Here is a 12818-nt window from a genome sequence, read left to right as displayed (position 1 = left end):
AGCAGTCACGGAACGCAGTGTTGGCCAAACCCAAGTTACTGAAAAACAGACATTTTAGCTGTGGCCAAAATGCCGCATTGCAGCGTTTTCTTTATCCACAGGCCGCCGCCTTGCTGCAATGCAGCGAAAACGGCGAATCGGGTCAGACCAGATTGATCTCGCGCAGGCGCTGCATCAGGAAGTCGTGCGCGCTGATCGGTTCGGGATGATCTTCCGGAGCAGACGGGTCGATGCATGACGGCAGCGTCTCGATTACGTAATCGGGGCGGAAGTGCAAAAAGAAGGGCATCGAATAGCGTGCGCGGTGCGCCGCTGCCCCCTCGGGATTTACCACACGGTGCTTGGTCGAACGTAGATGTCCGTTCGTAAGCCGCTCTAACATGTCTCCGATGTTGACCACCAATGCCCCCTCGGGCGGGTTCACCGCGAGCCACTCGTCGCTTTGCGTGAGAAGTTCCAGCCCCGCTTCCTCCGCTCCGAGCAGAAGGGTAATGGTATTGATGTCGCCATGCGCCGCGGCCCTGATCGCGCCGTCGGCATCTTCGGGAGCGAGCGGCGGATAATGCAGCAGCCGCATGACCGAATTACCGTCCTCCACAGTCTCGTCGAAGAAATGCTGCGGCAAATCCAGATGCAGCGCGATAGCTTGCAGAACGCGCCGACCGGCCTCGTCGAACGCCGCATAAAGTTTTTCAAACGTATCGCGAAACTCGGGCATTTCGCTTGGCCAGATATTCGGCGCCATGTATTCGGACAGCGGATGGCCTTCCGGCAGATCACGGCCGACGTGCCAGAATTCCTTGAGGTCGTGAACGTTCGCGTCCTTCGCCTTCTCGGTGCCGAACGGAGTGTATCCGCGCGCGCCGCCCCCGCCCTCGATCCGGTAGGCGCGCTTCGTTTCGTCCGGCAATGCGAAGAAGGCGCGCGTCAGCTGTTCCGCGCGCGAGATCAATTCGGCAGGGATGCCGTGATCGCGGACAATGGCAAAGCCGTATTCGGCGAAACTACGGCCGAGTTCTCCTGAGACTTCAGGGAGCGGACGGGCGAGCGATACGGATGCGATCTTGGACATGGTCGGATGCTTTAATAGGGTAGGAACAATCCTGCCAGCGCGGCGCTCATCAAATTGGCGAGCGAGCCGGCTGCAAGCGCGCGCAGACCGAGCCGGGCGATGACGGGACGCTGGTTAGGTGCGAGCCCGCCGGTAACTGCGAGCTGGATGGCAATGGAGCTGAAATTGGCAAAGCCGCACAAAGCAAAGGTGACGATGGCACGTGTCCGGTCATCGAGAACCGTAGCATCGAGCTGCCCCAATTCGATGAAAGCGACGAATTCGTTAAGCACGATCTTCGTGCCGAACAGCCCGCCTGCGACCTGCGCCTGCTGCCAGTCGATCCCCAGCAGGACCATTACCGGCGCGAAGATCCAACCGAGAACCATCTGGAACGACAATTGCTCGTAGCCGAACAGGCCGCCGACTGCGCCCAGAAGCCCGTTGGCAAGCGCGACCAAGGCAACGAATGCAAGTACCATTGCCCCCACGGCCACTGCCAGCTTGACGCCGGTCTGTGCGCCTTGCGCGGCCGCTTCGATCACGTTGGCAGGCTTCTGCCCATCTTCGAAGCTTTCTGCCATCTCGACTTCGTGCGCGCGCCCGCTTTCGGTAATTGCGGCCGGCCCTTCGGCGCTGACCCGCGTGTCGGGAAGCGCGATCTTGCCTTCAGCGGCGGCCGAGGGTTCGTCATCGTCGGGCATGATGATCTTCGCCATCAGGATGCCGCCAGGCGCCGACATGAACGCCGCTGCGAGTAGGAACGGTAGATATTCGCTGCCGAGAAGCCCCGCATATGCAGCCAAGATGGTGCCTGCCACGCCCGCCATGCCGACGCTCATCAGGGTGAACAGGCGCGAGGGGGACAGGCCGGCAAGATACGGCCTGACGACCAGCGGACTTTCCGACTGTCCCACGAAGATGTTGGCCGCAGCGCCAAGCGCCTCGACCTTGCTGACGCCGGTTACCCAGCCGATCGCTCCGCCGACCCAGCGCACGATGCGCTGCATGATGCGCAGGTAGTAGAGAATGGATACGAGCGATGCGAAAAAGATGATGACGGGCAATGCACCGAGAGCGAAGGTATTCGCGAGGGGGTTGTCTGCTCCGAACAGGAATGCCGTACCGGCATCGGCATAGGACAGAAGCGCCGCCACTCCATCTGACAGGGCGCCGATGCCGGCGACACCCCACGGGGTCCTGAGTACGATGAAAGCGAGTACCGCCTGCAGCGCGAAAGCGGACAGGACGATCCGCGGCCGTATCCGCTTCTTGCCCGTAGACAGCAGGAACGCGATCAACAGGATGACGGCAATGCCGACGAAATTGATGAGGATCGGAGCCAAAATGTTTCCCTCGCACGGCTGCCACGCAGCCCCCGCGCAAGCCTATGTGCGAAAGCGCGGCGCCTAGTCAAACGCGATTGCACCCCTCCATGGGAGCCATTCGCAGTTTCCTTTTCCAAGGCGCCTTTTTCGTTGTAGGCGGCCATCAAAAGAAAAGCGGGAGAGCGGCTATGTCGAACCAGAAATCCATATTCATAACCGGCGGAGCATCCGGCATCGGCCGCGCGATTGCCCAGCGATTCGCACGCGAAGGCTGGTTTGTTGGCCTCGGCGATGTCGATGCCGCCGGAATGGCCGAAACTGCCGGTGCTCTGGGTGGGCAAAGCTTCACCCATAAGTTCGACGTTCGCGACCGGGCGGCATGGGACGAGGCGCTCGCCGCCTTTACCAAAGTTTCCAGCGGCAGGCTCGACGTATTTGCGAACAATGCGGGCGTACCGCTCGGCGGTTCGCTTAGCGAGAACAGCGTCGAGGAAATCGAGCGCTGTCTCGACGTGAACCTGAAAGGCGTGCTGTTCGGAGCGCAGGCCGCCCTGCCCTACTTGCTGAAGAGTGCGCCGGGCAGCTCGATGCTGATTACCGCTAGCGCCGCCGGTATCTATGGAACGTCAGGCGCCTCGGTCTACTCGGCGACGAAATTCGGCGTGCGCGGCATCACCGAGTCGCTCGATGCCGAATGGGCGGAATTCGACGTTAAGGTACGCTCGATCATGCCGAGCTTCATCGATACGCCGCTACTCGACCACTCACCGAACGCGAAGGCCAATGACGATATCCGGCAGCGCGTCCGCGACGCCGGTCTGGAAATTACCCCGGTTTCCGAAGTCGCGGACGCGGCGTGGGATGCCGTACACGGCGAGAAGCTGCATACGCGGGTCGGCAAGACCGCCAAGCGGCTTGGCTTTGCCGCCCGCTGGATGCCGGGGCGGCTTCGCAAGATGTCGCGCCGTTCGGCTGGTGCCATGGGCCGCTGATCAGGAACCGGCCAGCGCGTCCATCGCCTTCGCCATCTTGGCATCGCGGTGCGAAAGCCCGCCGTTTTCGCCCGCATCATGCGTGGTCAGCGTGACCTCGACCCGGTTGTAGACGTTGAACCACTCGGGGTGATGGTCGTGTTTTTCGGCCAGCAAGGCGACCCTGGTCATGAACCCGAAGGCCGCGTTAAAATCGGGAAACTCGAAGTTGCGCTGAATGGCTTTCCCCTCGCGCGCAAGCGTCCAGTTCGAGAGCGTGCGCAGCCATACCTCGCGTTCGCTTTCAGTCAGTTCCGCAACCGCCATAGCCCACCTTTCTTGCCTCGCTTGTCGCGCTTTCGGCTTTCGCCTATCGCGCCTTCCCATGCAAGGGGCAGGCATCGCGGCAGCTATCGAAGCGAAAGGACTGGCGTGCCGTCGCGGCGATCGCCTGCTTTTCCGCGGTTTGAATCTGACCCTTGGCGCGGGAGACGCATGTCTTGTGACAGGTCCGAACGGTACCGGCAAATCGAGCTTGCTGCGCGTTCTCGCCGGTCTGCTGCGGCCCTACGGAGGGAGCGTGGAGCGGAAGGGTAGCTGCGCACTGCTGGACGAGAACCTCGCTCTCGATCCCGAGTGCAGCCTGCGCGAAGCGCTGACCTTCTGGCATCGGCTTGACTGTGCGGAACAGCCACACGCAGTCTACGAGCAAATGTCACTCACATCGCTGCTCGACGTGCCGGTGCGCTATCTGTCGACCGGGCAACGTAAGCGCGCGGGGCTGGCGCGGCTCATCCTATCCGAAGCTGACATATGGTTGCTCGACGAGCCGCTTAACGGCCTCGATACCGAAGCGCAGGCGCTGGTTACTCCGTTGGTCGACGAACATCGTAGTGCAGGCGGGATCTGCATTGCCGCATCGCACCAGCCGCTCGCGATGAACAATGCGCAAACGCTCGCGCTTGAAGAGTTTGCCCTGTGACGTTCGGGCTTCTCTTACGCCGCGATCTCGGCAATCTGCTTCCCGGCAGGCGGGGCGGCGGAACTCTGCTTGCCGTGCTGTTCTTCCTCGCTGTCGCAATCCTTTATCCCTTCGCCATCGGGCCTTCTCCGAGCCTGCTGGTGCGTACAGGCGGCGGCATCCTGTGGGTCGCGGCGCTGCTGTCCTCGATCCTGCCACTGGAGCGTCTCGTTGCGGACGATCTCAAGGCAGGCGTATTCGACCAGCTTCATCTGCGCGGCATAAGTGAGGAACTGGCGATGGCCGCCAGGCTTGCTGCGCACTGGCTGAGTTTCGGGCCGCTGCTGCTCGCCGCGAGCCTTCCCGCTGCCGCACTGATCGGTCTGGAAAGCGGTACGCTCTTGACGCTGCTGCTCGGCTTGCTTGCCGGAACCCCGGGGCTCGCGGCAATCGGACTGGCGGTCGCGGCGCTGACAGCGAGCCTGCGCGGGGGAGCGGCGCTGGCCGGGTTGCTCGTTATCCCGCTCGCCATTCCGATCCTGATCTTCGGTGCAGGAGCACTCGCACGGCCCGATACGTCTGCGGTATGGCTGGCAGCCGCAATCAGCCTCGCCCTATGCGCCGTTGCACCCTTCGCGGCGGGAGCGGCGATCCGCGCCGCGCGCGACGGTTAGTAAGGGGGCTTGTGCAAGCCCTTCTCGCTCAGCGTGAAGATTTCTGCGCCGCTTTCGGTGATACCGATCGAATGTTCGAACTGCGCCGATAGCGAGCGGTCGCGCGTAACGGCCGTCCATCCGTCGCGCAGCATCTTCGCTTGCGGCTTGCCGAGATTGATCATCGGTTCGATGGTGAAGAACATGCCGGGCTTGAGCTCCGGTCCCGAACCGGCGCGGCCAGCGTGGACGACTTCGGGAGCATCGTGAAACAGCCGGCCCACGCCGTGGCCGCAGAATTCGCGCACGATGCCGTAGCGGTGTTCCTCAGCATGACGCTGAATAGCAGCGGAAATATCGCCGAGCCGGGCTCCGGGCTTGGCAGCTTCAATTCCCAGCATCAGGCATTCGTGCGTTATGTCGACCAGCCGGCGCGCCTTGAGAGGTACGTCGCCGACGAGGTACATCCGGCTCGTGTCGCCATGCCACCCATCAAGTAGGGGTGTGACATCAATGTTAACGATGTCGCCATCCTTGAGAGCCTTCTCGGACGGGATGCCGTGGCAGATGACATGATTGACCGAAATGCAGCAGCTATGCGCATATCCGCGATATCCCATTGTGGCCGGAACCGCACCTGCATCGAGCGTCATGGCGCGGACGATATCGTCGAGCGCAGCCGTCGTTACCCCGGGCTTTACCTCGTCCACCAGCGCGTCGAGGATACTCGCAGCGAGCTTGCCGGCCTTGCGCATTCCCTCGAACCCTTCGGGTCCGTGCAGCTTGATAGTCCCGTCGCGGTAGACGGTCTGGTCGCTTTCGATCACTTGATATTCGGTCATGGCCGGCATGTAGTCCTTTTTTCGCGCAAATGCGAGCTTGGAACATCGCCGTCATCCGTTAATAGGCTTGGTATGAGCGAAAAGACCCCATTGATCGAGGCCGACCGCGGCCAGGACGCAAAAGCGATTCATCTCGTCAATTCGGACGGTTTTTCCGAATGGGCCAAAAGCCTGACCGGAACGCAGCGCGCGGTTCTCGAAGCGCAGAAGTTCACCGGGGGCGGCTATCAGGTCGGCATTGTACCCGATGACGACGGATGGTTCGCGGTAGGCGGCGTCGCCAATCCGAAAAGCTTGTCCTCGTGGTGTCTTGCCAAACTGGCAGAAGAGCTTCCAGCAGGCACCTATAGGCTCGCTGAAGACGAAATCGACAAGGGCGTAGCGCCGGCGCTGTTCGGCTGGATTACCGCACAGTACCGCTTCGACCGCTACACGAAGGACGACGATGCGACCGACCCGCGCATCTTTCTGACCAAGCAGGTAAGTGCGATCGATACGGCGGTAATCGAAGCCGAAGCCGAACTCCTCGTGCGCGATCTGATCAATACGCCGGCAGAGGACATGGGACCGGCTGCTCTCGAAGAAGAGGCAGAGCGCTTGGCGAAGCGCTACTCCGCCTCGCTCGAGGTAACGCGCGGCGACACCCTCGAACAGAATTACCCCATGATTCACGCCGTCGGCCGGGCTGCCGCGCGCCATCACGCCCCGCGTTTGTTGCATTTGACATGGGGCAAGGAAACCGACCCGATCATTGCAGTCGTCGGTAAGGGCGTGTGCTTCGACAGCGGCGGGCTGGACGTGAAGTCGGCCAGCGGCATGATGCTGATGAAGAAGGACATGGGCGGCGCGGCGCACGCGATCGCACTAGCCCAGCTTATCATGGAAGCGAAGCTGCCGGTGCGGCTCCACCTGCTCGTTCCGGCCGTAGAAAACGCCATCTCGGGCAATTCCTTCCGCCCGGGTGACGTTCTGAAAAGCCGCAAGGGCATTACGGTCGAAATCGGCAACACGGACGCTGAGGGCCGTCTGATTCTCGGGGATGCGTTGACCCGCGCGAGCGAAGAGAAACCGGAACTGCTGATCGATTTCGCGACGCTGACGGGTGCGGCCCGCGTAGCCCTCGGCCCGGACTTTCCGGCCCTCATGACGCGGAAAGACGAGACTGCGGAAGACCTGATCAAGGCCGGACGCGAGCATGACGACGCACCTTGGCGCATGCCGCTTCCCGAGGCTTACGCCGAGTGGCTCAAGTCCGATATCGCCGACACGAACAATGCCCACGGCAATTCCTACGCCGGTGCAAGCGTGGCCGGCCTCTTCCTCGACAAGTTCGTCGGCGAAGGTATCGAGTGGGCGCATTTCGACACGTTCGGCTGGCGCCCGTTCCCCAAGCCGGGCCGCTCGAAGGGCGGCGCGGCTTATGGACTGCGCGCCGCGTATCACATGCTGCGCGCTCGCTACGCTACCAATTGAGCTTTTGTGGTAACCGAATGCTGCAACCTTGCCGCAAGGCGCGCTGCGCTATAAGCGGGCGGCGCGTGGCGTTGTTGCCCACCTCGATCGCTGAATGAGCAAAGCTGAGTTGACTGTAGAGTCCGATTATAAACTCCCCGAGCATCCGCTCGGCCTGACTGGACCGGTCGCGCGGCCCGAGCCGGGCAGCCTGCCCCTGCGCGGTGATCTGGCGCATATCGCGCTCGCCGGTACGCATCTTGCGGCGCATTACGTCGTGCCTCACCTGCGCAAGACCGGGGTCGGCGGTGCGCGGCTCATGCTGCAGCCTTCCGACGATGCTTCGGTTGCCGCCGACATCGGCGCGCATCAGACCCTCGAAATACTGGATTTGCTGGGTGACTGGTGCTGGGCCTGCCGCGGACCCGCCGGACCGAGCGGTTACGTACAGCTCTCCCAGCTCCTGCCCCCCGATAGGGACTGATGGCACTATCGGTATTCATTGACGGAGGCGCCGGCACGACCGGTCTCGAGATCCGCGAGCGGCTCGCAGACCGCGATGAATTCGAACTCCTTATACTGGATGAGGACCAGCGAAAGGACGCGGCGGCGCGGCGCGAAGCGCTGAACGACGCGGATGTAGCGATCCTCTGCCTGCCCGATGATACGGCACGCGAGGCGGTTGCCTTGATCGAGAACGATAGGACGCGGGTCATCGATGCTTCGAGCGCGCACCGGGTGGCCGAGGGTTGGACCTACGGCTTTCCCGAACTTATCGGGACGGATCGCGTCGCTCATGCCAAGCGGATCAGCAACCCTGGCTGCTACCCGACAGGGTTCCTCGCGCTCGTAGCTCCGCTTGTCCGTGTAGGGCTTCTACCAGCGGATTGGCCTTACACGGTCAACGCGGTGAGCGGCTACTCAGGCGGCGGCAAGGCCTTGATCGAACGGTACGAAAGTGGAAACGCTCCGGGCTTTCGTGCCTATGGCTACGATCTGTCGCACAAGCACCTGCCTGAAATGAAGGCGCATGCAGGCCTCACGCATCTAGTGTTGTTCGCGCCCGCGGTAATACCGGTATTTCGCGGAATGATCGTCGAGGTACCGCTGCACCTCGGGGCAATGGAAATGGAGCCTCACGCTAATGCGCTGCAAGAGGCACTGAGCGAGTTCTATGATAGCGCGCCGGTCGTTTCGGTCATCAAAGCCAATTTGCCTAATGAACTCATTATCGAACCCGATGCTTTACCCAACGACGGTATGGAATTGTTTGTCTTTGCGAACAAGGGAGGATGGAACACCCGTCTCGTTGCTCGGCTCGATAATTTGGGAAAGGGCGCAAGCGGCGCCGCGGTTCAGAACCTGAATCTCATGGCAGGTCTGCCCGAGACGACAGGGTTGAAGCTCGATCGCTGATCGCGATGCTAAAAAAGTAGGCAGGCCGGTGCACATGATTCCGGCAGGACACTCAAGTTGGCGTGACCGCTTCGTCGTCGCTATGCTTTCTTCCGGACGAGCGACTCGCCGATATGCTTCGCATCCGAGATACGTGGCACGCAGCGCGTAATTGGCACGTTTCTTGTATAAATTATTATGAAAGGGCGGAGGACGACGTGAAAAAGATCGAAGCCATCATCAAGCCGTTCAAGCTCGACGAGGTCAAGGAAGCACTGCACGAAATCGGCGTATCGGGCATCACCGTGACCGAAGCCAAAGGGTTCGGCCGTCAGAAAGGGCATACGGAACTTTACCGCGGAGCCGAATATGTCGTTGATTTCCTTCCGAAGGTTAAGCTTGAAGTCGTCGTCAGCGACGGCATTGCGGAGCGTGTGATAGAAGCCATCGGGGCAGCTTCCCAGACCGGGAGGATTGGAGACGGAAAAATCTTCGTCTCCTCGATCGAAACCGCACTGCGTATCCGCACCGGAGAACGCGACGACGACGCAATCTAGGGGACTTGCTTTCCCCATAAACTCGACCCACCCCAACGCTTATCTCACATGGAGAATACAGGAAAATGTCTAACGCAACTGACGTGCTGAAACGCATCAAAGACGAAGAAATCGAATGGGTGGACCTGCGTTTCACCGATCCCAAGGGCAAGTGGCAGCATCTGACCATGGCGTCCGGTGCTCTTGGCGAGGATGAACTCGAAGACGGGTTGATGTTCGACGGTTCGTCGATTGCCGGCTGGAAGGTCATCAACGAAAGCGACATGATCCTGAAGCCGGATCTGGAGCGCGTTTACATCGATCCGTTCAGCGCGACTTCGATGATGATCGTGTTCTGTGATATCGTCGAGCCTTCCTCTGGCGAACTCTACTCCCGCGACCCGCGCTCGACCGCGAAGCGCGCCGAGGCTTACCTCAAGTCGACCGGTATCGGCGACACGATCTACGTCGGCCCCGAAGCCGAGTTCTTCATGTTCGACGATGTGCGCTTCGAAGATGGCTATGCCGGATCTGGTTACGCGATCGACGACATCGAACTTCCCACCAATTCGGGCAAGGAAATCGAAGGCGGCAACATGGGACACCGCCCGCGGGCCAAGGGCGGTTACTTCCCGGTCGCACCGGTCGACAGCGCAGGCGATATCCGCGCCGAAATGGTCTCGACGATGCTCGAAATGGGTCTCGACTGCGACAAGCATCACCACGAGGTCGCCGCAGCCCAGCACGAACTTGGCCTGACCTTTTCGACGCTCGTACAGACTGCCGACCAGATGCAGATCTACAAGTATGTCGTGCACCAGGTAGCGCACGCCTACGGCAAAACCGCGACATTCATGCCGAAACCGATCAAGGATGATAACGGCTCTGGCATGCACACCCACATGTCGATCTGGGACGAAGGCAAGCCGACCTTCGCCGGCAACGGCTACGCAGGTCTTAGCGACAACTGCCTCTATTACATCGGCGGTGTCATCAAGCACGCCAAGGCACTGAACGCTTTCACCAACCCGACGACCAACAGCTACAAGCGGCTGGTCCCTGGTTTTGAGGCGCCGGTGCTGCTCGCCTATTCTGCGCGCAACCGCTCGGCATCGTGCCGCATTCCCTATGGCGCGGGCGACAAGGCAAAGCGCGTCGAGTTCCGCTTCCCCGATGCAATGGCGAACCCGTATCTCGCTTATGCAGCGCTCCTGATGGCGGGTCTGGACGGGATTCAGAACAAGATCCATCCGGGCGAAGCCATGGACAAGAACCTGTACGATCTGCCGCCGGCCGAACTCGCAGACGTGCCGACGGTCTGCGCGAGCCTGCGGGAAGCCTTGGAGGCTCTCGAGGCCGACCACGAGTTCCTCTTGGCCGGTGACGTATTCTCCAAAGACCAGATCATGGCCTACACCGAACTAAAGTGGGACGAGGTCATTCGCTGGGAAACCACTCCGAGTGCAGTCGAATTCGATATGTATTACAGCGCCTGATCTAACGAAATACTTTAACGGAAGGGTGTCGGAGCGGTCCGGCACCCTTTTTGTTTGCAACGAATGAAACCAGAACAAACCGTTTTCCTACTACCGTTCCATCTGTCTAATAGCGCGCCTTCTTTTCGCATCGAAGGAGCCCGCCTTGCAAAAAAAACATCTGTTCGACGTCGTACGGCGCATAATTGGTCGCGGCTTTCGCCAAAGCGAAGTAGCAGCGCTGGACAGTGCGATCGACGCGATGACTGGGGATGATAGCCGCAATTCGGAAGAAGACGACAACCGGCATCTAAACCCGATTTCTCGGATCGGACCGGAAGGCATCGCGCTCATCAAACGGTTCGAAGGGTGCGCGAAGCTACGTACGGACGGTCTTGTCGAAGCATACCCTGACCCAGCTACAGGCGCCGCGCCGTGGACGATCGGCTGGGGCGCTACGGGTCCCGGGATCGGTCCGGGAACGGTCTGGACCCAAGCCGAGTGCGATGCGCGCCTGGAAACCGATCTGACGAAATACAGCGCAGAAGTTGCAGAAGCCCTTGGTCAGACCCGCTGCCCTCAGCATCAGTTCGATGCGCTCGTCAGCTTTCACTACAATACCGGCGCAATTGCCCGCGCGACGTTGACCCGCAAACATATCGCTGGCGACCATGAAGGCGCCACGGCGGAATTCGCACGCTGGAACATGGCTGCGGGGCGCGTCTTGCGCGGATTGACACGCCGCCGCACCTGCGAAGCTGCGCTCTACCGCGGGAATCTTTCGTAAAGCCGCACAGCAGGCTCCCGTTCATTTACCCTATTGCAGCACCCCGATAGGGGCGTTCGCGACGTTTGGAGGCTCTTTACTTATGAAATTCGGCATTTCCCTTACTGCCTTGCTATCGACTACGTTACTCGCCGCTACCCCCGCCCTGTCCGAACAGGAACGACCGGTCGATCCGGCTCAGTATGATCCTGCACAGTACGATCCGGCGATTTCGCAATTGCGGTTCGCTCTCGACATGGCCGATAACGCGATGGGCAAACTTCGTGATGCTGTCGAAAAACTGGAGCGCGATCCGGCCAAGGCTGCTCCGGCTAAGCCTGCAAATGCAGTTGCGCGTACTGCGGGGCAAGTTGGAAAGGTATCTGACGGGCTCGACTTCGAAGGGTCTATCGGCCCCCTTCGCCAAGCGAAAAGCGCGGCACCGGATGTCGTCGGTGCGTTTCGCTTCGTCTGTTCGACTGGGCATCTCGCCTACAATGACCCGTTGGTTTATCCGGGCCAGAAAGGCGCTAGCCACCTGCATCAGTTCTTTGGCAATCTGAATGCAGACGAAAACAGCACGTATGAAAGTTTGCGTGCCTCGGGCGAGAGCACGTGCTCAAACGATCTCAACCGTTCAGCTTACTGGATACCAGCTCTTCTGACGGGAGACGGCCGGGTCGTACAGCCGCAATATATTGGAGTATATTACAAGCGCCGGCCAGCTAACGACCCTTGGTTCAACAGGTTCGAGAACACGCCAGCACGCATTCCACGGGGCTTGTCGTACATATTCGGTTGGGACGCCGCCAAAAAGAACGAGAAACAGTACAACCCGACGAAATTCAGCTGTGACAATAAAAAAGGTACGATGTCGGAGGTCCTGGCGGATTGTCCGGCCGGTTCGGTTTTCCATGCCCGGATCACAGCCCCGGGTTGTTGGGACGGTAAATCGCTTAGCGCATCGGACTACCGGAGCCACACCGCTTACAGCGTTCGCAATCGCATGACGGGTCAGGCATCGTGTCCGGCAAGTCACAAGTACGTGTTGCCAGCTTTTTCGCTAATCGTTCGATACAATATCGAAGCTGGCGACAAGCCCAGTAACTGGCATTATGCGAGCGATCACATGGCACCGGAAGAGTTCCGGGAGCCAGGCTATACGTTTCATGCCGATTGGCTAGGTGCTTGGAATGACGAAGCACTCGACACCTGGCAGGACAATTGTATCGATAAGATGCTGAATTGCTCCGATGGTGACCTAGGAAACGGAACCATCATGAAGCGCAACAAGCACTATCACAATAAAGTCGATACGCCGCATCTCGTCCCAGTCCCCCCGCGGCCGGGAAAGCACGCCGGTCACTAATCTGAAGACCATGGGCGCG

At 60.4% G+C, this 12818-nt stretch carries 14 protein-coding genes; 10 read left to right on the top strand and 4 right to left on the bottom strand.

The genetic code is table 11. The features are described from left to right. Positions 1-142: 142 nt before the first annotated feature. The gene (locus tag HUV48_RS10820; protein WP_176267768.1) at positions 143-1072 is read right to left on the bottom strand and encodes an isopenicillin N synthase family dioxygenase; all 930 of its coding nucleotides are present in this window, start codon (positions 1070-1072) and stop codon (positions 143-145) included. 11 nt (positions 1073-1083) lie between these two features. Further along, positions 1084-2397, bottom strand: a complete 1314-nt coding sequence (locus HUV48_RS10815; protein ID WP_176267767.1) for a NupC/NupG family nucleoside CNT transporter — start codon at positions 2395-2397, stop codon at positions 1084-1086. Positions 2398-2567: 170 nt separating this feature from the next. Here HUV48_RS10815 and HUV48_RS10810 point away from each other — a divergent pair, with 170 nt between their 5' ends. Then, positions 2568-3371: an SDR family oxidoreductase gene (locus tag HUV48_RS10810; RefSeq protein ID WP_176267766.1), complete on the top strand. Its 804-nt coding sequence runs from the start codon at positions 2568-2570 to the stop codon at positions 3369-3371. On the opposite strand, the gene HUV48_RS10805 is transcribed toward HUV48_RS10810, so the two are convergent. Next, positions 3372-3677 (bottom strand): 4a-hydroxytetrahydrobiopterin dehydratase, encoded by a 306-nt coding sequence (locus tag HUV48_RS10805; protein WP_176267765.1) that lies wholly within the window; start codon positions 3675-3677, stop codon positions 3372-3374. Positions 3678-3735: 58 nt separating this feature from the next. Between HUV48_RS10805 and ccmA the strand changes: the two genes are divergently transcribed. Both ccmA and HUV48_RS10795 read left to right on the top strand, forming a co-directional pair. Next, positions 3736-4332 carry a heme ABC exporter ATP-binding protein CcmA gene (ccmA, locus tag HUV48_RS10800; RefSeq protein ID WP_176267764.1) on the top strand — a complete coding sequence of 199 codons (597 nt, stop codon included), beginning with the start codon at positions 3736-3738 and terminating at the stop codon, positions 4330-4332. Then, complete coding sequence (locus HUV48_RS10795) at positions 4329-4985, top strand: heme exporter protein CcmB (protein ID WP_176267763.1); 657 nt, start codon at positions 4329-4331, stop codon at positions 4983-4985. The genes ccmA and HUV48_RS10795 overlap by 4 nt, the downstream gene beginning before the upstream one ends. On the opposite strand, the gene map is transcribed toward HUV48_RS10795, so the two are convergent. Then, a complete protein-coding gene (gene map / locus HUV48_RS10790) occupies positions 4982-5806 on the bottom strand; it encodes a type I methionyl aminopeptidase (protein WP_176267762.1) in 825 nt (274 codons plus the stop codon). The two genes, HUV48_RS10795 and map, sit on opposite strands and share 4 nt — an antisense overlap. Before the next feature lie 72 nt (positions 5807-5878). Here map and HUV48_RS10785 point away from each other — a divergent pair, with 72 nt between their 5' ends. From HUV48_RS10785 to HUV48_RS10755, 7 genes are all read left to right on the top strand, one after another. Further along, positions 5879-7279 carry a leucyl aminopeptidase family protein gene (locus tag HUV48_RS10785; protein ID WP_176267761.1) on the top strand — a complete coding sequence of 467 codons (1401 nt, stop codon included), beginning with the start codon at positions 5879-5881 and terminating at the stop codon, positions 7277-7279. Between the two features lie 94 nt (positions 7280-7373). Continuing rightward, on the top strand, positions 7374-7742 hold the full coding sequence (locus HUV48_RS10780) for a hypothetical protein (RefSeq protein WP_176267760.1): 369 nt from the start codon (positions 7374-7376) through the stop codon (positions 7740-7742). Beyond that, positions 7742-8674: an N-acetyl-gamma-glutamyl-phosphate reductase gene (gene argC / locus HUV48_RS10775; protein WP_176267759.1), complete on the top strand. Its 933-nt coding sequence runs from the start codon at positions 7742-7744 to the stop codon at positions 8672-8674. The genes HUV48_RS10780 and argC overlap by 1 nt, the downstream gene beginning before the upstream one ends. 197 nt (positions 8675-8871) lie before the next feature. After that, positions 8872-9210: a P-II family nitrogen regulator gene (locus tag HUV48_RS10770; protein WP_176267758.1), complete on the top strand. Its 339-nt coding sequence runs from the start codon at positions 8872-8874 to the stop codon at positions 9208-9210. A gap of 65 nt (positions 9211-9275) precedes the next feature. Then, positions 9276-10685, top strand: coding sequence for a type I glutamate--ammonia ligase (gene glnA, locus HUV48_RS10765; protein ID WP_176267757.1), 1410 nt, complete (start codon positions 9276-9278; stop codon positions 10683-10685). A 145-nt stretch (positions 10686-10830) separates the two neighbouring features. After that, positions 10831-11451, top strand: a complete 621-nt coding sequence (locus tag HUV48_RS10760; protein WP_176267756.1) for a lysozyme — start codon at positions 10831-10833, stop codon at positions 11449-11451. Positions 11452-11533: 82 nt separating this feature from the next. Continuing rightward, complete coding sequence (locus HUV48_RS10755; RefSeq protein ID WP_176267755.1) at positions 11534-12799, top strand: DUF1996 domain-containing protein; 1266 nt, start codon at positions 11534-11536, stop codon at positions 12797-12799. The last annotated feature ends 19 nt before the right edge of the window (positions 12800-12818 follow it).

Origin of the sequence: Qipengyuania atrilutea (assembly GCF_013370205.1) — a bacterium.
Lineage (GTDB): Bacteria > Pseudomonadota > Alphaproteobacteria > Sphingomonadales > Sphingomonadaceae > Actirhodobacter > Actirhodobacter atriluteus.
Note: the sequence above shows the minus strand (reverse complement) of the source record. Positions and strands in the feature narration are given on the sequence as shown.

Bases quoted from the DNA above. Each gene is read 5' to 3' on its own strand.
- HUV48_RS10820 (WP_176267768.1), bottom strand. From the start codon at position 1,072: ATGTCCAAGATCGCATCCGTATCGCTCGCCCGTCCGCTCCCTGAAGTC.
- HUV48_RS10810 (WP_176267766.1), top strand. From the start codon at position 2,568: ATGTCGAACCAGAAATCCATATTCATAACCGGCGGAGCATCCGGCATC.
- HUV48_RS10805 (WP_176267765.1), bottom strand. From the start codon at position 3,677: ATGGCGGTTGCGGAACTGACTGAAAGCGAACGCGAGGTATGGCTGCGC.
- ccmA (WP_176267764.1), top strand. From the start codon at position 3,736: ATGCAAGGGGCAGGCATCGCGGCAGCTATCGAAGCGAAAGGACTGGCG.
- map (WP_176267762.1), bottom strand. From the start codon at position 5,806: ATGACCGAATATCAAGTGATCGAAAGCGACCAGACCGTCTACCGCGAC.
- HUV48_RS10785 (WP_176267761.1), top strand. From the start codon at position 5,879: ATGAGCGAAAAGACCCCATTGATCGAGGCCGACCGCGGCCAGGACGCA.
- HUV48_RS10780 (WP_176267760.1), top strand. From the start codon at position 7,374: ATGAGCAAAGCTGAGTTGACTGTAGAGTCCGATTATAAACTCCCCGAG.
- argC (WP_176267759.1), top strand. From the start codon at position 7,742: ATGGCACTATCGGTATTCATTGACGGAGGCGCCGGCACGACCGGTCTC.
- glnA (WP_176267757.1), top strand. From the start codon at position 9,276: ATGTCTAACGCAACTGACGTGCTGAAACGCATCAAAGACGAAGAAATC.
- HUV48_RS10755 (WP_176267755.1), top strand. From the start codon at position 11,534: ATGAAATTCGGCATTTCCCTTACTGCCTTGCTATCGACTACGTTACTC.